Below are 20,218 nucleotides of genomic sequence, written 5' to 3'. Positions count from 1 at the left end.
AGTCGGCACAGGCAATGACAAAGAATGCGCCAAGGTGCAAGCGCTGCAGGTCACGGATAAGTGGGGGTGCGGCCCAAAAGCTCGTCCAATTGCCGCCCGATCCAGCCATGCGGGATGAAATGCCCGCCCGGATGCGTGTCCAGCACCACCTGCCCCTGCGCACAATCGGTCCATTCCACCCGGCTGAGCGTCAGGAACGGTCTCACGCTCCAATCGCCGCGCGGGGTGGCGCCGTTGCAGTTGTACTTTTCCCGCCATAGGGCCACCGGATAGGTCGTATCGCCGCCCGGTCCAAAGGGAAAATCCATCACCGTGTCGTCCAGCCCATGCACATGGCGCACCTCGCGCGGGGCTTCGGGGCAGGCTTCGGTCTGGCGGATGCTGCCCGCAACGGCCAGCAAGGCGGCGATGTCATTGCCCGACTGACAGACATAGCGCCACGCCATCGCGCCGCCAAAGGAATAGCCCGAGACATAGATGCGTTCCGGATCAATCGGATAGCGCTTGGCGACATCCTCCAGCACCGCATCGGCAAAGGGTACATCGCCGGTCTCCGGGGTCCAGAAGTCCCAGCTTTTGCCCAGCCCGTTCGGGGCCACCAGCAACACACCCCGCAGCTTCGTGGCTCCGGCGATGCGTTCATGGTTCACCACCACGGTCCCCTGCCGCGCCCAGCCGTGGAAATGCAAGAGCACGGGCAGTGGGCTTTCGCCATCCCACCCGTCCGGCTCGAGCACATGGTACGAGCGGTCGCCGACCTGACAGGCAATATCGCCGTGGCAATCCGACTTCCATGGCCCCATGGCGAAAGCGGGAGTTGCGGTCAGCAGAAGAAAAAGCAGTCGATGGATCATGCGCTCGACCCTACCCAGCCTGAGCGCCAAGTCACGTCACAACCCTGTGGGAACCTGTAACAAGCCGCGCTGTCGCCCGTCTGTCAGGCTAGATCACAAGCCGCGCCATCGCCAGACCGCGGGATGGCGATCTTCGGGGCGTGGTGGGCAATTTATGCTGGCCAAATCCGTGTGCCGTTCAAACGGAGAGCTAACGGAGACAAATCGCCAGCCCGTGCGGGCCGTGTCGTCCATTGGGCTCGAACCAATGGCGCCTCAATGAACGACCGATGGCGCGGTGGCCTATCGCAGCTCTGCTTTTACGGCAGCAAGGAATCTCTTTTCGGCAAAAATAAGGTTTTCACCTCGAGTTCTTCGGGTACCATCTGAAGATATCAGAAATTGGTCTTCTCTAGAGTAAAGCCAGCGAGCGGCCGCACATACTTCCGCAGCCGCATCGACGACTTGTTCGGAATCCATTAACAATGTCATCTCTGCTTGAAGAGAATTTAACTTGATGAATCGTGGATCGAGATTAACGTCCACATCCTTTTCCATCACGTAAACTTCCATAATCTGCGCGCAGAATTCTCTAGCCAGTTGTCTTTTTTCTGTGTGTACAGCTAAATCTCGATCCTTACGCTTCTGCCAAGGGTAAGCCACGAACGCAACGATCAGTACTCCGGTCGTTCCAATAATAGTTGAGGCAGCTTTCGGAAGCAGCAAGACCAGACATGCTCCAAAAAGAATAAGTAGAAAAAAAACGACGGCATTGACATCGCCGGACTCGGCTTTTGCTCGCTCCCACCAAATTGCGATGCGACTAGTAGCGATTTCCTCAGTAATCACCGGCTCAAACCAGCATGCAGGTTAGGCATATCCAGCGCCGCGAACCCATAGTGCCTCAACCACCGCAGATCGCTGTCAAAGAACGCCCGCAAATCCGGGATCCCGTATTTCAGCATCGCCAGACGGTCGATGCCGATGCCGAAGGCAAAGCCCTGATAGACCTCGGGGTCAATCCCACCGGCGGCGATCACCTTGGGGTGGACCATGCCCGAGCCCAAAATCTCCATCCAGTCGTCGCCCTCGCCGATCTTCAGCTGACCGTTATCCCACGAACAGCGGATATCGACCTCGGCCGATGGCTCGGTAAAGGGGAAGTGCGAGGCGCGGAAGCGCAGTTCGACGTCGTCGACCTCAAAGAACGCCTTCACGAATTCTTCCAGAACCCATTTCAGGTTCGCCATCGAGATGTCGGTGTCGATGGCCAGCCCCTCGACCTGATGGAACATCGGCGTGTGGGTCTGGTCATAGTCGGCGCGGTAGACACCGCCCGGACAGATCACGCGGATCGGTGCGCCCTGTTTCTCCATCGAGCGGATCTGCACTGGGGACGTGTGGGTCCGCAGCACATGCGGCGGGCGATTGTCGCCCTCGGCGCGGTGCATATAGAACGTGTCCATCTCGGCCCGCGCGGGGTGGTGGCCGGGGATGTTCAGGGCGTCAAAGTTATACCAGTCATCCTCGATCCGCGGCCCTTCGGCCACCGAGAAGCCCAGTTCGGCAAAGATCGCGGTCAGTTCCTCGGTCGCCTGGCTGATCGGGTGGATCGAGCCCTGACGGCGCGCGCGGGTCGGCAGGGTGACGTCCAGCCATTCGGTGCGCAGACGCTCATCCAGCGCAGCATCGGCCAAAGCGGCCTTTTTGGCGGACAGGGCCGCGTTGATCTCATCCTTCAGGGCATTCAGCGCTGGGCCTGCCACCTGGCGTTCCTCGGGCGTCATTTTACCCAACTCGCGCATCTTCAGCGCGACCTCGCCTTTTTTGCCCACGGCGGCGACGCGGATCGCCTCAAGCGCGTTCTCGTCGCCTGCCTCGGCGATTTGGCCCAGATATTTTGCCTTAAGATCGTCCATGACGCCCTCTGAATTTGGTCGCCAACCTGCTATCGGGCCAGCCCCGCGAATGCAAGCGGGACCGGGCGGATCAATAGCTGTATTCGGGGAAAATCCGGGTCAGATCACCGTTCCAGTCGCCGTTGTAGTGTTCCAGCAACTCATCCGCAGGCACTTTCCCGCTTTGGATGCTGTCCTTGAGCGCGTTGAGGAAATGGGTCTCGTCCGGCACCAGGCCACCGGCACCGGGATAGGCGCGGGCTTTCAGGCCGGACTCGGAGATCGCAACAACCTCACGCGCCAGATCGTGCATGTTGATGGTGCCGACTTTCGCTTGCAGACCGTCTTTGGCAGCCGCGACACGCAGCGCCTCGCGGGTCTCGGTGTCCCAGCCTTTGACCAGATCCCAGGCCGCGTCCAGGGCCGTTTGATCGTAAGTCAGGCCGACCCAGAAGGCGGGCAAGGCACACAGGCGCCGCCAAGGACCGCCATCGGCCCCGCGCATTTCCATGAATTTCTTGATCCGCGCCTCGGGGAAGGCGGTGGTCAGGTGGTCGGCCCAATCGCTGAGCGTGGGCGTTTCCCCCGGCAGCGCGGGCAGTTCGCCTTTCAGGAAGTCGCGGAACGACATGCCCAGCGCATTGATATACTGGCCGTCGCGATAGACGAAATACATCGGAACATCGAGCGCATATTGCACGTAACGCTCGAACCCAAAGCCGTCTTCGAACACGAAAGGCAGCATGCCCGTACGCGCATCGTCCAGATGCCGCCATATATAGCTGCGCCAGCTTTTCTGGCCATTTACCTTGCCTTCGAAAAAGGGCGAGTTCGCAAACAACGCCGTTGCCACCGGCTGTAAGGCCAGCGCCACACGCAGTTTCTGCACCATGTCGGCCTCGGACCCGAAATCGATATTGACCTGAACGGTGCAGGTCCGTCGCATCATGGCGCGGCCCATGGTACCGACCTTTTCCATATAGTCGTTCATCAGCCGATACCGCCCCTTGGGCATCAACGGCATTTCCTCATGTGTCCAGGTCGGTGCCGCGCCCAGACCGATGAAACCCACGCCGATCTCATCCGCGATGTCCTTTACCTCGCGCAGGTGGGTGTTCACCTCATCGCAGGTTTCGTGGATGGTCTCGAGCGGAGCTCCCGACAGCTCCAGCGCGCCGCCCGGCTCCAGGCTGACATTGGCGCCGTCCTTTTCCAGACCGATCAGATGACCCGCTTCACGGACTTCGGCCCAACCGTGCCGGTCACGCAGGCCCTCCAACACCGCCACGATGGATCGCGCACCTTCGAACGGCAACGGTTTCAGCGTGTCCTTGCAGTAGCCGAATTTCTCATGCTCGGTGCCGATGCGCCAGTCTGCCTTGGGCTTGCAGCCCGACTCCAGATATTCGGCCAATTGCTCGTGGCGTTCGATTGGTCCGCCGCCGGACTGGGGGATGGACATGAGACCCGTGCTCCGATCCTGATGTGTCTGTCTTTTGGCCAGTCGTGGGGGCAAACCGCGCCGGTGTCAATGCAGCCGAAGGTGTGGAGGGCGCGAGGGCGTACGCTCCCAAATCACGACCGGGTGGGCCGATCCACCGTTCAGTTCGGCCAGCATATGCTCGGTTTTCAGGCCCGGAAGCGCCGAGAAGACATCGAACAGCGCCTCGGCCCCTTCCGCATTCACAGGAATGTGAAGCACCGCCTGACCCGGTTGTTCCAACACCCAATGCGCCGGCGTCGAGGTCGGATCGAGCGCCAGCCGCTCAATCTCGCGCGTGGCGATTATGCCGCCATCCAGTGGACCGAAATACGTGATCTGACCTTCATCGACGGTCACGACACCCTGTCCGCCAGTGCCGGTTCTGAACCGCGCGCGCTGCACCCCGATCACCGCCAGGGCGATTGCGACAGCGACAAGCAGCCAGCCGATCCACCCCAGCAGACCACCGGGCCCGTTGATCCAGCTGAGACCGAGGATCAGGACAAACCCGGCAACCAGCACTTCGCGCCAGCGCCACAGGGCCAGTTTGGCCTCGGGTCGGATGAAACTCATGACATCACCTTTTGTGGTGTTTGTAACAGGGCGACCCGATACCAGCCGACCTGCTGAAACCCCATCGCCTCATAGGCTCGCGCGGCAGGTGGATTGTTGGCGAACAGGATGGCCTTGTTCGCGCCCTCGGTCCTCGCCTTTTGTAGCACAGCTGTTGTGACCTTGCGCCCGAGTCCACAATTTCTGTTCTCGCGCGGCACAAATACACCGCCGACCTGAACCTGATCCCGGACTGATGCATTGATGGCGGCCATGGCTACGGGGGCGTCGTCTTCCAGCATGACAATCGCCCTGCCTGATTGAATATCGGTGGTGATCCGGTCGGAGGCCATTTCACGCGCCTCTTGCCCTTTGGCCTGGTCGGTATCCTCGAAGTAATCCGCAAACCAACGCGTCAGTAACGGCCGGTCTGCTTCGGACAGGGCACGAAATGGAATCGGTGCCTCTGGGATTTCGCCCAGATCCAGGCGGTACAGGGGTTCATCATGATGCAGGCGATAACCGGCCTGTCCAAGCCCTAGCGCGTCCAATATCATCTCAACCTGTTGTGCAGCCCCTGTCATGCCCAGAACGATCTGACCTGCGATCCGACCCGCTAATGCCTGAGCGGCCTCTGGCGAACAATCGGGCAGTTGCGCCATCAGGTAGCCCTTTTTGGTCAGGCCGAATACGCCTTGGATGCGATCCTGCCCCCAAATGAAGAACCGGGTAGAGTGGTCATCGTCTCCAAATCCAATCCCGTGCGCCAACAGGTTGCTGCGCAGAAACATGGAAGTATCGGGATGTTTGGCCAAAAACGCCTCAATGGCCGGGGCATCAGACGGCGAGGCTTCTTGGATCACGCCCAATCCCCCAACGCCTGCTGCCACATGGTCAATGCAGCCACCGCTGCCGTGTCGGCCCGCAGGATACGAGGGCCAAGGCTGACCACATGCGCGAATGGCAACCCTGTCAAACGCGCGCGTTCCTGGTCCGAAAACCCGCCTTCCGGGCCGATGAGAATCGCCCAGGGCCGTCCTTTTTCGTTGGCGGCCAGTCGCAGGGCCGATCCAACCTCGGCTTCGTTGCAGAACATCAGTTGCCGATCTTCGGGCCATGCATCCAGCAGCCGATCCAACCGCTGTAAATCGGCCACCTCGGGCACGAAGGTTCCGCCGCACTGCTCGGCCGCCTCGACCGCATGGGCCTGCAGGCGGTCCTGACGAATGCGTTCGGAATTGGTGAACTCGGTCTGAACAGGAAGGATACGCGCCGCACCCATTTCGGCGGCTTTTTCCACGATGAAATCGGTGCGGGCCTTTTTTATGGGCGCGAACAGAAACCACAGATCGGGCGGCAGCTGCAACGGTTTCGTCTGTTTTAGGCAAGTCAGCGTCCCGCCGCGTTTTCCCGCCTCGGAGACTTCGGCCAACCACTCTCCGTCCCGCCCGTTGAACAGGGCGACCTGCCCTTTGACCGCAAGGCGCATGACACCAAAGAGGTAGTGCGCCTGGTCGCGCGTCAAAGGAACCGATTGCCCCTGACCCAAGGGCTGCTCTACATACAGTCTGATCTTCGCACTCATGAGACCCTACATATGCAAGGCAATGCCCCAACACCAGATGGTCAAGTCGCCGATGCCGTCAGCGGCAACTGGGTCGACACCCGTGCCCCGGCCTTTGCCCGCCCCTATCTGCGCCTCAGCCGCGCGGACCGACCCATCGGGACATGGCTGCTGCTGATTCCCTGTTGGTGGGGGCTGGCGCTGGCGATCCTGCATGATGGTCAGCCGCGTTGGGAAGATCTGTGGATCGCCATGGGATGCGCATTTGGGGCCTTCCTGATGCGGGGCGCCGGTTGCACGTGGAATGACATTACGGACCGGGAATTCGACGGGCAGGTCGAGCGCACACGCTCGCGCCCGATTCCTTCGGGTCAGGTCAGTGTCCGGCAGGCCGCGGTCTGGATGATCCTGCAATGCATTCTGGCGCTTGGCATCCTTCTCAGCTTCAATCAGGCGGCAATTGCAATGGGTGTTCTGTCCCTGCTGCCCGTGACGATCTATCCGTTTGCCAAACGGTTTACCTGGTGGCCTCAGGTGTTTCTGGGGCTGGCCTTCAACTGGGGCGCCCTACTGGCCTGGGCGGCGCATAGCGGTTCCGTGGGATGGCCAGCGGTGACGCTTTACCTGTCTGGAATTGCGTGGACCCTGTTCTACGATACCATCTATGCGCATCAGGATGCCGAGGATGACGAACTGATCGGCATCAAATCAACCGCCCGGCTGTTCGGAGCCGATACAGCGCAGTGGCTGAAGTACTTTTTGGTGGCAACCGTGTCGCTGATGGGGCTGGCCATCGTCGATGCAGGGGTGCCGGATGCCTCGATGCTGGCATTGGGCGTTGCGCTCTGTGGGCCTTGGGCAATGGGCTGGCACATGATGTGGCAACTCCGCGCGTTGGACATCGAAGACAATGCCAGACTGTTGCAATTGTTCAGGCTCAACCGCGACACTGGCTTGATTCCGCTGATCTTCCTCTGCGTCGCCCTGTTGCTCTGATTGCACCTGCTGAACGCGGCCTGTAAAGATCGGCCCAACCGCCTGAGGAGTGTCAAACCCAAATATGCGTCTGCCGTATTTTATCGTTGTTTCCCTGATCTTTCTTGTATCAGCCGGGCTGTCGCTTTTGGCAGCCAGCTATGCCGTCACAAAGATCGAAGAGACATCGGAGTTCGCCGTGCGCCGGGCGCTTGACCTCAAAGGACACGACTGGGCCGAGGTTGAATCCGATGGCTTGCGCGTGGTCCTGACCGGGATTGCACCCGATGAGGCGACACGATTCAACGCACTGACCGCAGCCGGAACCGAGGTCGATGCTTCCCGCGTAATCGATGAAATGGAGGTCGAAGCAACCTCTGCCCTGGCGCCGCCGCGCTTTTCAGCGGAAATTCTGCGCAACGATCACGGCATCTCGATCATCGGCTTGATCCCCGCCAGCGAAGACAGAGATGACCTGATCAGAAGGCTGAGCAACCTCGACCCCAACATCGCAGTTTCGGACCTGATGGAAACCGCGGATTACCCCAAGCCCGACGGTTGGGATGCCGCGATATCATATGCCATCGAGGCGCTGGCCAGCCTGCCGCGTGCCAAAATTTCCGCAAACGCCGATTTGGTCAAAATCACCGCCATTGCGGACAGCCAACAGGAAAAACAACGTCTCGAACGCGATCTGACCCGCGCCGCGCCGCCCAGCCTGCGGATCGGGCTGGCGATCTCGGCGCCTCGTCCCGTAATAACGCCCTTTACGCTGCGTTTTCTGATCAACGAAGACGGTGGGCAATTTGACGCCTGTTCGGCACAGGATGCAAAGACACGCGACCGGATCGTGACCGCTGCACGCGATGCCGGCTTGTCGGGAACATATTCCTGCACCATCGGCCTGGGCGAGCCCTCGCCACGCTGGCCCGAAGCCGCCGAGAAGAGCATTCAGGCACTGGCCAGAATCGGCAAAGGCTCGGTCACGATGTCGGATGCGGACATTACCCTCGTTGCGGCGCAAGGCACGGATCCAGCCTTGTTCGACCGGGTTGTAGGTGAACTTGAAACAGCGCTGCCTCAGGTCTTTGCCCTGCATGCCGTGCTGCCGGAACCTGAAACCAGCGAACAAACCGGACCCGTCGAGTTCTCGGCGACCCGCAGCCCCGAAGGGCTTGTGCAACTGCGAGGGCGTCTGGGGGATGAAACGTTGCGGGACATGGTCGACAGCTATGCCCGCGCGGCCTTCGGCTCGGATCAGGTCTATACCGCGACCCGTATCGCGCCGGGGCTTCCGGCAGATTGGCCGGTGCGTGTTCTGGCCGGCCTCGAGGCGTTGGCCCAGCTTCACAACGGGGCCTTGACCGTAACACCAGGCTCGGTCGAACTGACCGGCCTCAGCCATGAAGAGGATGCCAAAGCCCGTATCGCAGGTCAGTTGTCGGACAAGCTGGGCGAAGGGCAGGAATTCACCCTGACGATCACCTATCAGCCTCCACCGGAGCCCGAAGACGCGCTGCCCGATCCTGAAGTCTGCGAAGCGCAGATCGCCGAAATCCAGACCGTCAGCAAAATTGCGTTCGAACCCGGATCAGCGACGATCGCATCCGACTCGCGCGATACGGTGAACCAGATCGCCGACATCCTGCGTGACTGCGGGCCGATCCGGCTGGAGATCCAGGGCCATACGGACAGCCAGGGCCGCGAAGAGATGAACCAGCAGCTCAGCCAGGCACGGGCGCAATCGATTCTGAACGAGCTGCGCGGGCGGCGCATTCCCACCAGCAGCTACACTGCCGTTGGATACGGTGAAACACAGCCCATCGCGGACAACGACACCGAAGAAGGCCGCGAAGCCAACCGGCGGATCGAATTCCGGCTGATTCGTCCCGAGCCTGTCGAAGCCTCCGAAACAGGCCTCGAAGCGCTCGAGGTTGGGGCCGAGGTTGGGGCTGAGGCTGACGCGCCTGAAACGGATCAGACCGAATCGACCGCACCAGACACGGACGCAGAGGACCAGTAAGTTGAACAGAACCGAATTCATCATCGCCACAGCCGTCATTCTGTTTGCGGCCTTCTGCATGGGCTGGTTTGCCAACTGGCTGGCACACCGCCTGTCCCGCGTCCGCCAAAGCGACGTTGCCGATCTGGATCGCATGAGCCAGGAACTGCACGAAGCGGAAGAAACCCGCGATCAGGCCATAACCTATCTTCAGCAACGTGAAGCCGAGTTGACCAATCAGCTGACCCAGACAGAGGCAGAGCTGGCCGCAGCCATGGACGGTCTGCGCGCCGCGCGGCAAGAGGCCGAGGAAATGCGCGGTCGGATCAACAACGCCGACTGAGAAACCGCCTTCCCGGACGGCTCACAGGACCTGCGCCAAATCTGCGATCAGGTCTTCGGGGTCTTCCAGACCAACCGACAGCCTGAACACGCCGTCGCCTGCGTAATCCCGGTAACTTGCCAATTGCGCCCGTTCCAATCGGAAGGACGATTGCATCAAAGCTTCGGTTCCCATCCAGAATATCAGACTGCGATGGTGGCCAAGCGACACGGCATAGTGAACGATCCGGAGTTTATCGATCATCTGCTGGGCCAGTGCCTCGCCTGTTGCGTGATCACCCACCTGAAAAGCGATCATTCCGGATGTGTTGCGCATCTGTTGTTGGGCCAGCTCGTATTGGGGATGCGACTTCAGCCCCGGATAGATCACTCTGGTCACGCGCGCGCGCGTCTCAAGCCAATCGGCAACGACGGTGGCACCCGCCTGATGCGCTGTCATCCGCAGTGGTAGAGTGGCCATGCCCCGCGCGATCATCCACGCGTTGAAGGGGGACATGATGCTGCCGTGGTGGATCGCGGATTCGGTGCGGATTTTCGCGATCAGGTCCTTTCGCCCGGCCACCGCACCACCGATGGCATCACCGTGCCCGCCGATATACTTGGTCACCGAATGCATAATCAGATCAACGCCCAGGTCTTTGCTTGGCTGACCAAGCGGAGACGCAAAAGTCGCATCGCAGGACAGCAACGCCCCCGCGCTTTTGGCAATTGCTGAAACCGATGCCAGATCGGTCAGACGACCGATCGGGTTCACGGGTGTTTCCGTGTGGATGAGACGCGTGTTCGACCTGATGGCTGCTGATACCGCCGAAAGATCGGACATGTTGACCGTGCTGACATGGATCCCCAAACGCGGCAACGTGTCCCGCGCCAGCTCTGCCACGCCCGCGTAAGAGACGTCGGAAACGATCAAATGATCCCCGGCAGACAAGAACGTCAGGAAGATGGCGGTGGCCGCCGCCATACCGGACGCCAGACACAGGCAATCTTCGGTGCCTTCCAACATGCTGATCTTGGCTTCCAGCGTCCTGACGTTGGGATTGGCCCAGCGCCCGTAAAGATAAGGGGCTTCTTCCTCCAGATCGTGGGCCGAAAACCCCGCCACCTGATCCGTGACGAATGTCGAAGACATATGCAGGGCCGGCGCAGACGCACCGCTGGTCGGGTCCGGGGCTTCGCCCGCATGGATTGCCCGTGTCGCTAGGCCCTTGTTTCTCAGCCCGTCTTGCATGCCGCCATCCTCCTGATCCACTTGCGCAGATTTAGCGCAGGCTCGTGATCCGGCGTCCAGAGAAGAATTGAAACCGCTCGGTTTCCAGAACCACCGCGGTGGGCGCGCGACGCTACCAGCGGCTCAGAGCGTCTTCGTCCTGATCTTTGGCCGCAACCCATTCGGCGCCGGAACGGGTAATTTCCTTTTTCCAGAACGGTGCGCGGGATTTCAGGTAATCCATCAGATATTCGGCCGCCTCGAACGCGTCCTTGCGATGCGGGGCCGCCGTGGCCACCATCATGATGCGATCCCCCGGAACCAAGCGTCCAAAACGGTGTATGACCAGCACGTCACCCAATGCCCAACGCGCCTGCGCCTCTTTGGCGATCTTGGTCAGGGCGCGTTCGGTCATACCGGGATAGTGCTCGATCTCCATCACATCCAGATCACCGCTCGCCAGGTCACGCACAACGCCGGTGAAGGTGACAATGGCGCCGTTGGAATCATCCCCGGCGGCAAAGGCACTGGCCTCGGCCCCCAGATCAAATGCCTCTTCCTGAACCGCGATCCGCATCGGTCAACCGCCCGTCATCGGTGGGAAAAACGCAACTTCCCGAACACCTGCCAGCGACGCATCGAAATCCGACAGCTCCTGATCCAACGCAACGCGCAGCGCGGACAGATCGGAAAATGCCGCGGCATAGCGCTCTTCCCGAGCGCTCAGTTCAGTCACCAATTCGCTGACCGTGGCCGCTTGCGTTTCGACCTTTTCCTTTGGCAAGCCGATGCGTTCGCGCACCCAGGCGAAATACAGAACATCCATCGGTTAGCTCTCCTTCAGATGAGGCATGGCTTTACGTAGGTAGTCATAGCCGGTGATCAATGTAAGCGTTGCCGCAATCCACAACAGCCACAGCCCGACCTGACCCGCCCAATACATGCCATCGACATTCAGGCGCAGGTGGTTCACGTCGTCGACCTGACCCGCAATGATCTGCTCGACCAGCTCGGCATCCATGCCAAAACTCGCCATCACGGCATAGTGCTCGAAGATACCCTGCGAAAACAGAACCGCGATGGCGACCATCTGGGCCGTGGTCTTCCATTTGGCCAGTTTGGTGACTTTGAGCGTTCCGGCCACATCGCCCAGATATTCCCGCAGGCCCGAGACAAAAACTTCGCGAAACAGGATCACGGTTGCGGGAAGGACTAGCCACGGCGTCCAGTGCTCGGTCGAATAGCCCACAAGGATCATAAGCGCGATCACCACCATGGCCTTGTCGGCGATCGGATCCAGCATCGCTCCGATCTTGGTCTCCTGCTTCCACGCGCGGGCCAGATACCCATCGAACCAATCGGTAATCGCCGCCGACAGGAACAGGATCAGTGCAAACCAGTCCGCATAGGGACGGGTGAAATACAGAAACATGACTGCCAGCCCAGGCGCGGCCAGCAGGCGCAGGACGGTCAGGAGATTAGGCAAATTCCACTTCATGGCTTGGACCCTATATCGCCGGTCCGGGACAGAAAAGCCAATCAGACAAAAAACTGTATCATTCAAAAGCGCTTGGTCAAAGCGCCGCAGGCCCGACGTCTCAGAACAGTACCTCTTGGCCTTTCCCGGCTTTGCGGTCAGATTGCCGCGCAAGCCCAGCCGGAAAGAACCAGATGACAGCGCATATTCAAACCGACACACGGTCAAACATGATCGGCAGCCTCTGGATGGTCGCCGCGATGGCCGGTTTTGCGCTGGAGGATGCGTTGCTGAAGGCAGCTTCAGCCGCGCTGCCGATCTGGCAGGTCCTGGTTCTTTTCGGCGCGGGCGGGTCGGTGATTTTCGCTGCGGTGGCCCGGGCCCGTGGGCAGCGGCTGCTGCAACCTGACGTTCTGTCCCGCCCAATGAAAATTCGGGTGCTGTTCGAGGTCTTTGGTCGGTTGTTCTATGTTCTGGCCATCGCACTGACGCCGTTGTCCTCGGCCACGGTGATCCTGCAAGCCACGCCTCTGGTCGTTGTTGCAGGCGCCGCGTTGTTCTTTGGCGAGACAGTCGGTTGGCGGCGTTGGAGCGCTATCTTTGTCGGCATGATCGGCGTTGTCGTCATCCTGCAACCCACCGGAGACAGCTTTTCGCTGCTTTCGACACTGGCGGTGCTGGGAATGCTGGGATTTGCCGGACGTGATCTGGCCAGCCGCGCAGCACCTGCCACGCTTGGAACCGAAGTCCTGGGGTTTTACGGCTTCCTCAGCATCATCGTGGCCGGGGTGGCCTATCGGTTCTGGGAGGGCGCGCCGATTGCACCGGTTGGCCTTCACACCCGCCTGCATCTGATCGGTGCGGTGCTGATGGGCGTAATAGCGTATGCGTCGCTGATGAAGGCGATGCGCACCGGCGAAGTGTCCGCCGTGACCCCGTTCAGATACACCCGGCTGTTGTTCGGCATTGGGCTTGGCGTAGCCATGTTTGGTGAGAGGCTGGATCCCAACATGTGGATCGGCAGCGCGCTGATCGTCGCGTCGGGCCTATATATCCTGTGGCGGGGCCGGCAGGCCTAGCCCTTGTCGTGGAAGAAATCGTAAACCTTCTGCGCCAACCCGGCCGAAATCCCTTCGACCGCTTTCAAATCGGCCAGATTGGCCCGGCTGACGGCTTTGGCGCTGCCGAAATGGGTTAACAGAGCACGTTTGCGCGCAGCCCCTACCCCCGGGATTTCATCCAACGGCGTTGCACCCACGGCCTTGGCGCGTTTCGCACGATGGGTGCCGATGGCGAACCGGTGCGCTTCGTCTCTGAGGCGTTGAATGAAATACAACACAGGGTCGTTGCGTTTCAGCGCAAAGGGGCGTTGGCCGATCCGGTGAAACTCTTCCTTGCCGTGGTCGCGGTCGACCCCCTTGGCGACGCCGACCATGGGAATGTCTTCGACCCCATGTTCGACCATGATCTGATGCACCGCGCTTACCTGCCCTGCGCCGCCATCGATCAGCAACAGATCGGGCCACAACCCTTTGTCGCGGTCCGGGTCTTCCTTTTGAAGTCTGGTGAAGCGGCGGTTCAGCACCTCTTTCATCATGCCGAAATCGTCACCCGGTGTCAGGTCATCACCGCGAATGTTGAACTTGCGGTAAGCGTTCTTCATGAACCCCTCGGGGCCGGCCACGATCATGCCGCCAACAGCATTGGTGCCCTGAATATGAGAGTTGTCATAGACTTCGATCCGTCCCGGCGGACCATCCAGATCGAACGCCTCGGCCAGCCCGCGCAGCAACTTGGCCTGCGTGGCACTTTCCGACATGCGGCGGGCTAAAGCCTCGCGCGCGTTGCGCAAGGCACCGGCAACAAGTTCCTGTTTTTCGCCACGCTGCGGCACAAGGATTTCGACCTTGCGCCCGACTTTCTCAGACAGCGCGTCCTGCATCAGATCCACGTTTTCGATTCCGTCCGACAGGATCAGCTGACGCGGCGGTTCCTTGTTGTCGTAGAACTGGCCCAGAAAGGCCTCCATCACCTCGGCAGGTGAAACATCCGGGCCGACGCGGGGATAGAAATCCTTGTTGCCCCAGTTCTGGTTCGCACGGATGAAAAACACCTGCACGCAGGCCTGACCGCTGTCCATATACAGGCCGATCACGTCCGCCTCGGCCACACCGCGCGGGTTGATGCCCTGAGAGGTCTGCACCTGCGTCAGAGCCCGGATGCGGTCACGCAGACCGGCGGCACGTTCGAACTCCATCGCCTCGGATGCGGCCATCATCTGCTCGGCCAGTTCCTCCTGCACCTTGGTCGAGCGGCCCGACAGGAAGCGTTCGGCGTCCTTCACGCTTTCACGGTAATCCTGCTCTGAGATCAGGCCGACACACGGCCCGGAACACCGTTTGATCTGATACAGAAGGCATGGCCGCGTTCGGCTGTCGAACATCGAATCCGAGCAGTTGCGCAGCAGGAACGCTTTTTGCAACTGGTTCAGCGTCCGGTTCACCGCACCGGCACTGGCGAAGGGGCCGAAATAGGCGCCTTTTTCCTTCTTCGCCCCTCGGTGTTTCTTGATCTGCGGAAAGTCATGATCCTTGGCGACCAGTATGTTCGGAAAGCTTTTGTCATCCCGCAACAATACATTGTACTTGGGTTTGAGCTGCTTGATCAGGTTCTGCTCCAGCAGCAGGGCCTCGGTCTCGGTTCGCGTCGTCAGGAACATCATCGAGGCCGTCGCGGCGATCATCTTTTCGATCCGCCCCGAATGACCCGGCCGTGTGTAATTCGACACCCGTGCCCTGAGATTTCGGGCTTTGCCGACATACAGAACCCGGCTGTCTGCATCGAGCATGCGGTAAACGCCCGGAGAACTGTCCAGCGTTTTTACATAGCGCTGAATGCAGGCATAGCCGGTAGGGGATGATTCGCTGTCGGTGGTCATGATCCTGAGATATGATTCTCTGGCAATGGCTGCAATCTCACGCCTTTCAGATCAAGAGAAAACAAATCCACGGTTTCTGTGGATAAGTGTGAAGATAAAATTCCGGAAGATCGGAAATCCCCTTGTTTCCTTGCCTTTTCCTTTACTTGCACAAAAAATAGGCAACTTATCAAGTGTTTGTTTTTAAACGTTATTTTTTTGCATACTTAGCAAGTGTATGAAAAAAAAGACATTTTTGTAACGCGCGTGTAACACAATTGCGAGCGGTGCAAAACTTGCAGCAGAATTACTTATTCTACACCCAGAACATCCGGAGTTTTCCAACCCAGATGCTGACCGCCGTCCACACATAAAAGCTGTCCGGTGACCGCGTGTGCATCCAGAAAGTACCCAAGCGCAGCGGTTATGTCAGACGGGTTGGATCCCCGCTCCAAAACGGTATTTGAACGCTGTGTCTGGAAATGCTCTTCGCTTTGGCGGTGGCCCTGCATCGTGGGGCCCGGCCCGATCGCATTGACACGGATCGTCGGAGACAACGCCTGCGCCGCCGTTCGGGTCAGTGCCCACAAACCCATTTTTGCGATGGTGTATGACATGAACTCGGGCGTCAGTTTACGCACGCGCATGTCCACCATGTTGACGATAAGGCCGGTTGCAAGCGGTTCGCCATTTTCATCTGTTCCAGCACTCAGCCCCTGACCTGCCATGGCCTGCGTCAGCACAAAGGGCGCGCGCAGGTTGCTGTCGAGATGTCGATCCCAGCTTTGCCGGGTTGCCGTGCGGATGTTGTCGTATTCGAAGATCGATGCGTTGTTCACCAGACACGTAATTGGCCCGCCCAGCGCCTCGGCCGCTTTGGGCAGCAGCGCCTGAACCTGAGCTTCGTCCAGCAGATCGGCCTTCAGGGTCACGGATTTTCGGCCCAGGGTCTGTACCTCTGCCGCCGTCTCCTGCGCCGGACCTTCGGATGAGGCGTAATGCACGGCCACATCGAAACCTCGATCTGCCAGATACAGTGCCATGGCCCGGCCCAGACGAATACCGGCGCCGGTGACTAGGGCTCGGGTCATGCTTCACCTCGTTTGGTCAGATCACACCAGCAATACGGTGACATAAAGCACATAAAGGAAAGTCAACACCAACCCCCAGACGCGCGAGATGTCGCGTTTGAGGAATACAAACGGAACCAGCAGCAGCGATGCGCCCAGCATGACCCACAGATCGAACCGAAGGAATTCCGGATCGACCGGAATACGGCCGAACCAGGTTGCGATCCCGATGATGGCCAGAAGGTTGAACATGTTCGAACCGATCACGTTGCCCAGCGCGACATCGGCCTGTCTGCGCAATGCCGCCATAAGCGTCGTCGCCAGTTCGGGCAAAGAGGTTCCAACCGCGATCAGGGTCAGGCCGATGACCGTTTCGCTGACCCCATAGGTTCTTGCGATGACGGTCGCGTTGTCGACAAGTAAGTGCGCACCCATCGGAAGCCCCACCAACCCCAGGATCAGGTAAATCGATACCTTCCAGTAGGGCATGTCAGGGTCGGCTTCCTCCAAGCCTTCAAGCTCGTCGTCATCCGCGCAAGCCTCACCACAGGCCTTGCGATGTGCTTTTGCCTCACGAAAGGCAGTCATCAGGACAAGACTCAACGCCGCCAGCAGGATCAGACCGCTGAAGAAGGTGAATGTTCCGCAAAAAGCCAGCCCGATGAACAGAACCGTCGCCATCAGCATGAAGACGTAATTCCTGCGGCTGTCACATTCACTTGTGTGAAGCGTTGCCAGCAATGCGGGCAGTCCAAGAACCAACAGGATGTTGGCCGTGTTCGATCCGACAACGTTGCCCAGCGCAATACCGGGCGCGTTCTCTTTCAATGCGCTGATGGCGATCAGCAACTCGGGCGCAGACGTGCCGAAGGCCACAATCGTAAGGCTGACGATCAACGCCGGAACACCCAGACGCAGGCTCAGGTTTACAGCACCGCGCACAAGCGCATCGCCTGCAAGCAGCAGGATCAACAGCCCAAGACCAGACAGCAGCCAAGTGGTGATCAAGTCCGACCTCCTTTTTCGCAGGCGCAGGGGCCTTTGCCTATGCGAAACCGTCCGCAGCGCGGACACTTGGCGGAACTCAGTTTCTTCTGCCCCGGAAAGCGCAGTTTGCCGAACATCGCCAGGACACCCATGCCAATCAGAAAAAGTGTGACAGCCTTGATGATCACGTCACAAACCAAAACGCGCGTAGGCCGCACGCTCCTCTAATCCGGCGATGGCATCCTGTGCCAGGTTGGCCCCGAACCGCGACCAGATTGGTTTGCGCAAGCCATAACGGCGGAACTTGACCTTGTCGCCAAAGCGTTCCTGCATTTTGGGTTTCAGATGGGCGATACCATCGATCAAACCCAGTTCATGCGCGCGACGCGCCAGCCAGACTTCACCCGTGAACAGATCGGCACTGTGATCCAGCTTGTCACCTCGGCGGGCTTTGACATGCGCGATGAAGTTTTCGTGGATGTCACCCAGCAGCCCTTGCAAGCGCGCCACATCCTCTTTCTTTTCCGGCGAAAAGGGATCCAGCATCGATTTCGATTTGCCCGCTGTATGGACGCGCCGCTCGAACCCCTGCCGCGCCAGGAAGACATGCGCGCCAAAACCTGCCGAAATGACTCCGATCGAGCCAAGAACCGAACTGTCGTCGGCCCAGATCTCATCCGCGGCGGCCGCCAGCCAATACCCTCCGGATGCCGCAACATCTTCGACAAACCCGATCACGGGCACGTCCAGCTCTTCCGACAAGCGCCGAATTCGGGCGCCAATCAAAGAGCTTTGTACCGGCGACCCGCCCGGAGAGTTGATCTCGAGCGCGACAGCCGCAGGTTTCCCCTTTCGAAACGCCTTGTCGAGAACCGGGGCCAGGGTGGTATCGTTCAAGGACCCGCGACCGGCCATTCCAATGGAACCGGACAAACGGACAACGGCCACGCAAGGGTGCTTTTTTACGAACGGCAGGCTGAGCTTCATGGGTGCCGATGTAGAGTGCCCCCAACCCGTAAACAAGGGACTCTGCCGGCGTTAAACGCGACGTGAACCAAATTCACACACCCGATGGGCAAAAATGCAACGCCTTGGCGAGGGTCAGCTGCGAATGCGCCAGCCGGTTTTGAATATCCAGCCGATAACCGCCAGGCACAGAGCTGTAAACGCGACAATGGCAAGAAGGCTGAAAACGATCGGCACATCTGCCAGCCCGTAAAAGGACCAGCGGAAACCCGAAATCAGATAGACCACGGGATTGAACAGCGTGATGGTCTGCCACAATGGTGGCAGCATCGAGATCGAATAAAACGTGCCCCCCAGAAAGATCAGTGGCGTCACCACCAACTGCGGCACCAGCGACATCTGCTCGAAGTTGCTGGCCCAGATGCCGATGATGAATCCCAGCAACGAAAAGCTGAGACAGGACAGGATCAGAAACGCGGCCATGGCGAATGGATGCTCGATCCGAATATCGACGAAAAACGTCGCAGTGACCAATATCACCAACCCCACGAACAACGCCTTGGTTGCGGCGGCTCCGACATATCCGATCACGATCTCGATGAAATTGACCGGAGCGGACAACAGCTCGTAGATGGTGCCCAGAAACTTGGGGAAGTAAATTCCGAACGACGCGTTCGAAATCGACAGCATCACCACCGACAACATGATCAGCCCCGGCACGATGAATGCACCGTATGAAACGCCTTCGACCTCTTGGATGCGGCTGCCGATGGCGGTGCCAAACACCACGAAATAAAGCGACGTCGACAGAACCGGCGACAGAAAACTCTGAGCCAGCGTGCGAAAGAAACGGGCCATTTCGAACCGGTAGATGGCAGCGATCGCGGTCCAGTTCATGCGGCCTCTCCAGATACCAGATTGACAAAAATCTCTTCCAGGCTTGATTGCCTGGTCTGCACGTCGCGCAACACCAACCCGGCCTCGGACACGTCATTCAGCAAGGTCGTTATGCCGGTACGATCCGCATTGGTATCGTAGGTATAGATCAGACAATCACCTGCGCCGTTGAGGGCCAGATTGTGGCTGACCAGACTATCGGGAATTCGGTCGATGGGTTCGGTCAGCATGACTTCGATCTGCTTTTTTCCCATCTGCGACATGAGTGTGTCTTTGTCCTGCACCAGCAAAAGCTCACCCTTGTCGATGACGCCGACACGATCCGCAATCGCTTCTGCTTCTTCAATGTAATGGGTGGTCAGAATGATGGTGACACCGTCCCGTTTCAGTTCCGCCACAAGCTCCCACATGTCCTTGCGCAACTCGACATCCACTCCGGCAGTCGGCTCGTCCAGAAAAAGCACCCGCGGTTCGTGGGCCAGGGCCTTGGCGATCAGCACCCTCCGCTTCATGCCGCCGGACAATTCCTTGATCGCGTTGTTGCGCTTGTCCCACAGGGACAGCTTGCGCAGAATCTCTTCGATCCGCGCGTTGTCCTTGCCAAGACCGAACAGCCCGCGCGACAACCGGACCGTATTCCAGACCTTTTCAAACGGTTCCAACGCGATCTCTTGCGGTACAAGCCCTATCATCCTGCGCGCGGCGCGATAATCGGACTGGGTGTCATGCCCGCCAACCGTGACCACCCCCGAGGTCGGAGTCGTTATTCCGCAAATCGTCGAAATCAGGGTTGTCTTTCCGGCGCCATTTGGTCCCAGAAGCGCAAGTATCTCACCCTCTTCAATATCCAGAGACACACCTTTCAGCGCCTCGAACCCTTCCGCGTAAGACTTGCGAAGGTTTTTGATGGACAAAATGGTCGTCATATCCGTTCCCCGTTCCGACCGAGACCCTATCGCGCGGAACCAGCCTGTAACAGGTCAATTTCGCACAACGTGCTGCGCATTCTGTAATGGTTGTCAGAACCATGCTCAATTCCAACTTG

The 20,218-nt window shown here is 59.3% G+C and carries 21 protein-coding genes; 4 read left to right on the top strand and 17 right to left on the bottom strand.

Annotation, left to right across the window (positions count from 1 at the left end; all coding sequences use genetic code 11):
• Nucleotides 1–50 precede the first annotated feature (50 nt).
• The 7 genes from ACR0A2_RS16910 to ACR0A2_RS16880 form a co-directional block, all read right to left on the bottom strand.
• The gene (locus ACR0A2_RS16910) at nucleotides 51–854 is read right to left on the bottom strand and encodes a CE1 family esterase (RefSeq protein WP_480836289.1); all 804 of its coding nucleotides are present in this window, start codon (nucleotides 852–854) and stop codon (nucleotides 51–53) included.
• Nucleotides 855–1,136: 282 nt separating this feature from the next.
• Nucleotides 1,137–1,682: a hypothetical protein gene (locus tag ACR0A2_RS16905; protein ID WP_480836287.1), complete on the bottom strand. Its 546-nt coding sequence runs from the start codon at nucleotides 1,680–1,682 to the stop codon at nucleotides 1,137–1,139.
• Nucleotides 1,679–2,752: a phenylalanine--tRNA ligase subunit alpha gene (pheS, locus tag ACR0A2_RS16900; RefSeq protein ID WP_480836285.1), complete on the bottom strand. Its 1,074-nt coding sequence runs from the start codon at nucleotides 2,750–2,752 to the stop codon at nucleotides 1,679–1,681. Before pheS ends, ACR0A2_RS16905 begins: the two co-directional genes overlap by 4 nt.
• Nucleotides 2,753–2,822: 70 nt before the next feature.
• Nucleotides 2,823–4,193, bottom strand: a complete 1,371-nt coding sequence (locus ACR0A2_RS16895; protein WP_480836283.1) for a glutamate--cysteine ligase — start codon at nucleotides 4,191–4,193, stop codon at nucleotides 2,823–2,825.
• 66 nt (nucleotides 4,194–4,259) lie between these two features.
• Nucleotides 4,260–4,787 (bottom strand): hypothetical protein, encoded by a 528-nt coding sequence (locus tag ACR0A2_RS16890; RefSeq protein WP_171119774.1) that lies wholly within the window; start codon nucleotides 4,785–4,787, stop codon nucleotides 4,260–4,262.
• On the bottom strand, nucleotides 4,784–5,557 hold the full coding sequence (locus ACR0A2_RS16885; protein WP_172978444.1) for a GNAT family N-acetyltransferase: 774 nt from the start codon (nucleotides 5,555–5,557) through the stop codon (nucleotides 4,784–4,786). The genes ACR0A2_RS16890 and ACR0A2_RS16885 overlap by 4 nt, the downstream gene beginning before the upstream one ends.
• A gap of 68 nt (nucleotides 5,558–5,625) precedes the next feature.
• On the bottom strand, nucleotides 5,626–6,351 hold the full coding sequence (locus ACR0A2_RS16880) for a 16S rRNA (uracil(1498)-N(3))-methyltransferase (protein WP_480836281.1): 726 nt from the start codon (nucleotides 6,349–6,351) through the stop codon (nucleotides 5,626–5,628).
• Between the two features lie 12 nt (nucleotides 6,352–6,363).
• Between ACR0A2_RS16880 and ubiA the strand changes: the two genes are divergently transcribed.
• The 3 genes from ubiA (at nucleotide 6,364) to ACR0A2_RS16865 (ending at nucleotide 9,650) form a co-directional block, all read left to right on the top strand.
• Nucleotides 6,364–7,326, top strand: coding sequence for a 4-hydroxybenzoate octaprenyltransferase (ubiA, locus tag ACR0A2_RS16875; RefSeq protein WP_480836279.1), 963 nt, complete (start codon nucleotides 6,364–6,366; stop codon nucleotides 7,324–7,326).
• 64 nt (nucleotides 7,327–7,390) lie between these two features.
• Entirely contained in the window at nucleotides 7,391–9,328 is a 1,938-nt protein-coding gene (locus ACR0A2_RS16870) for an OmpA family protein (RefSeq protein WP_480836277.1), read from the top strand.
• Nucleotide 9,329: 1 nt separating this feature from the next.
• Entirely contained in the window at nucleotides 9,330–9,650 is a 321-nt protein-coding gene (locus ACR0A2_RS16865; protein WP_117870533.1) for a hypothetical protein, read from the top strand.
• 21 nt (nucleotides 9,651–9,671) lie between these two features.
• On the opposite strand, the gene ACR0A2_RS16860 is transcribed toward ACR0A2_RS16865, so the two are convergent.
• From ACR0A2_RS16860 to pgsA, 4 genes are all read right to left on the bottom strand, one after another.
• Nucleotides 9,672–10,880 (bottom strand): trans-sulfuration enzyme family protein, encoded by a 1,209-nt coding sequence (locus ACR0A2_RS16860; protein ID WP_480446840.1) that lies wholly within the window; start codon nucleotides 10,878–10,880, stop codon nucleotides 9,672–9,674.
• Nucleotides 10,881–10,992: 112 nt separating this feature from the next.
• Nucleotides 10,993–11,436, bottom strand: a complete 444-nt coding sequence (locus ACR0A2_RS16855; protein WP_480836274.1) for a molybdenum cofactor biosynthesis protein MoaE — start codon at nucleotides 11,434–11,436, stop codon at nucleotides 10,993–10,995.
• A gap of 3 nt (nucleotides 11,437–11,439) precedes the next feature.
• Complete coding sequence (moaD, locus tag ACR0A2_RS16850; RefSeq protein WP_480446842.1) at nucleotides 11,440–11,685, bottom strand: molybdopterin converting factor subunit 1; 246 nt, start codon at nucleotides 11,683–11,685, stop codon at nucleotides 11,440–11,442.
• 3 nt (nucleotides 11,686–11,688) lie between these two features.
• A complete protein-coding gene (gene pgsA / locus ACR0A2_RS16845; protein ID WP_152456738.1) occupies nucleotides 11,689–12,357 on the bottom strand; it encodes a CDP-diacylglycerol--glycerol-3-phosphate 3-phosphatidyltransferase in 669 nt (222 codons plus the stop codon).
• A 173-nt stretch (nucleotides 12,358–12,530) separates the two neighbouring features.
• On the opposite strand from pgsA, the gene ACR0A2_RS16840 reads away from it, so the two are divergent.
• Nucleotides 12,531–13,415, top strand: a complete 885-nt coding sequence (locus ACR0A2_RS16840; protein ID WP_480836272.1) for a DMT family transporter — start codon at nucleotides 12,531–12,533, stop codon at nucleotides 13,413–13,415.
• Here the strand turns inward: ACR0A2_RS16840 and uvrC are convergent.
• The 6 genes from uvrC to ACR0A2_RS16810 all read right to left on the bottom strand — a co-directional run bounded on the left by uvrC (nucleotide 13,412) and on the right by ACR0A2_RS16810 (nucleotide 20,099).
• Nucleotides 13,412–15,274 (bottom strand): excinuclease ABC subunit UvrC, encoded by a 1,863-nt coding sequence (gene uvrC / locus ACR0A2_RS16835; protein ID WP_480836270.1) that lies wholly within the window; start codon nucleotides 15,272–15,274, stop codon nucleotides 13,412–13,414. The genes ACR0A2_RS16840 and uvrC overlap by 4 nt on opposite strands.
• 290 nt (nucleotides 15,275–15,564) lie before the next feature.
• Nucleotides 15,565–16,344 carry an SDR family oxidoreductase gene (locus ACR0A2_RS16830; RefSeq protein ID WP_171331421.1) on the bottom strand — a complete coding sequence of 260 codons (780 nt, stop codon included), beginning with the start codon at nucleotides 16,342–16,344 and terminating at the stop codon, nucleotides 15,565–15,567.
• Between the two features lie 21 nt (nucleotides 16,345–16,365).
• Nucleotides 16,366–17,328 (bottom strand): calcium/sodium antiporter, encoded by a 963-nt coding sequence (locus ACR0A2_RS16825; RefSeq protein WP_480836457.1) that lies wholly within the window; start codon nucleotides 17,326–17,328, stop codon nucleotides 16,366–16,368.
• Nucleotides 17,329–17,499: 171 nt separating this feature from the next.
• Nucleotides 17,500–18,297, bottom strand: coding sequence for a S49 family peptidase (locus tag ACR0A2_RS16820; protein ID WP_480683525.1), 798 nt, complete (start codon nucleotides 18,295–18,297; stop codon nucleotides 17,500–17,502).
• 114 nt (nucleotides 18,298–18,411) lie between these two features.
• Nucleotides 18,412–19,173: an ABC transporter permease gene (locus tag ACR0A2_RS16815; RefSeq protein ID WP_152456733.1), complete on the bottom strand. Its 762-nt coding sequence runs from the start codon at nucleotides 19,171–19,173 to the stop codon at nucleotides 18,412–18,414.
• A complete protein-coding gene (locus tag ACR0A2_RS16810; protein ID WP_480836267.1) occupies nucleotides 19,170–20,099 on the bottom strand; it encodes an ABC transporter ATP-binding protein in 930 nt (309 codons plus the stop codon). The genes ACR0A2_RS16815 and ACR0A2_RS16810 overlap by 4 nt, the downstream gene beginning before the upstream one ends.
• Nucleotides 20,100–20,218 lie beyond the last annotated feature (119 nt).

Source organism: Ruegeria sp. H8, from assembly GCF_056532905.1.
Note: the sequence above shows the minus strand (reverse complement) of the source record. Positions and strands in the feature narration are given on the sequence as shown.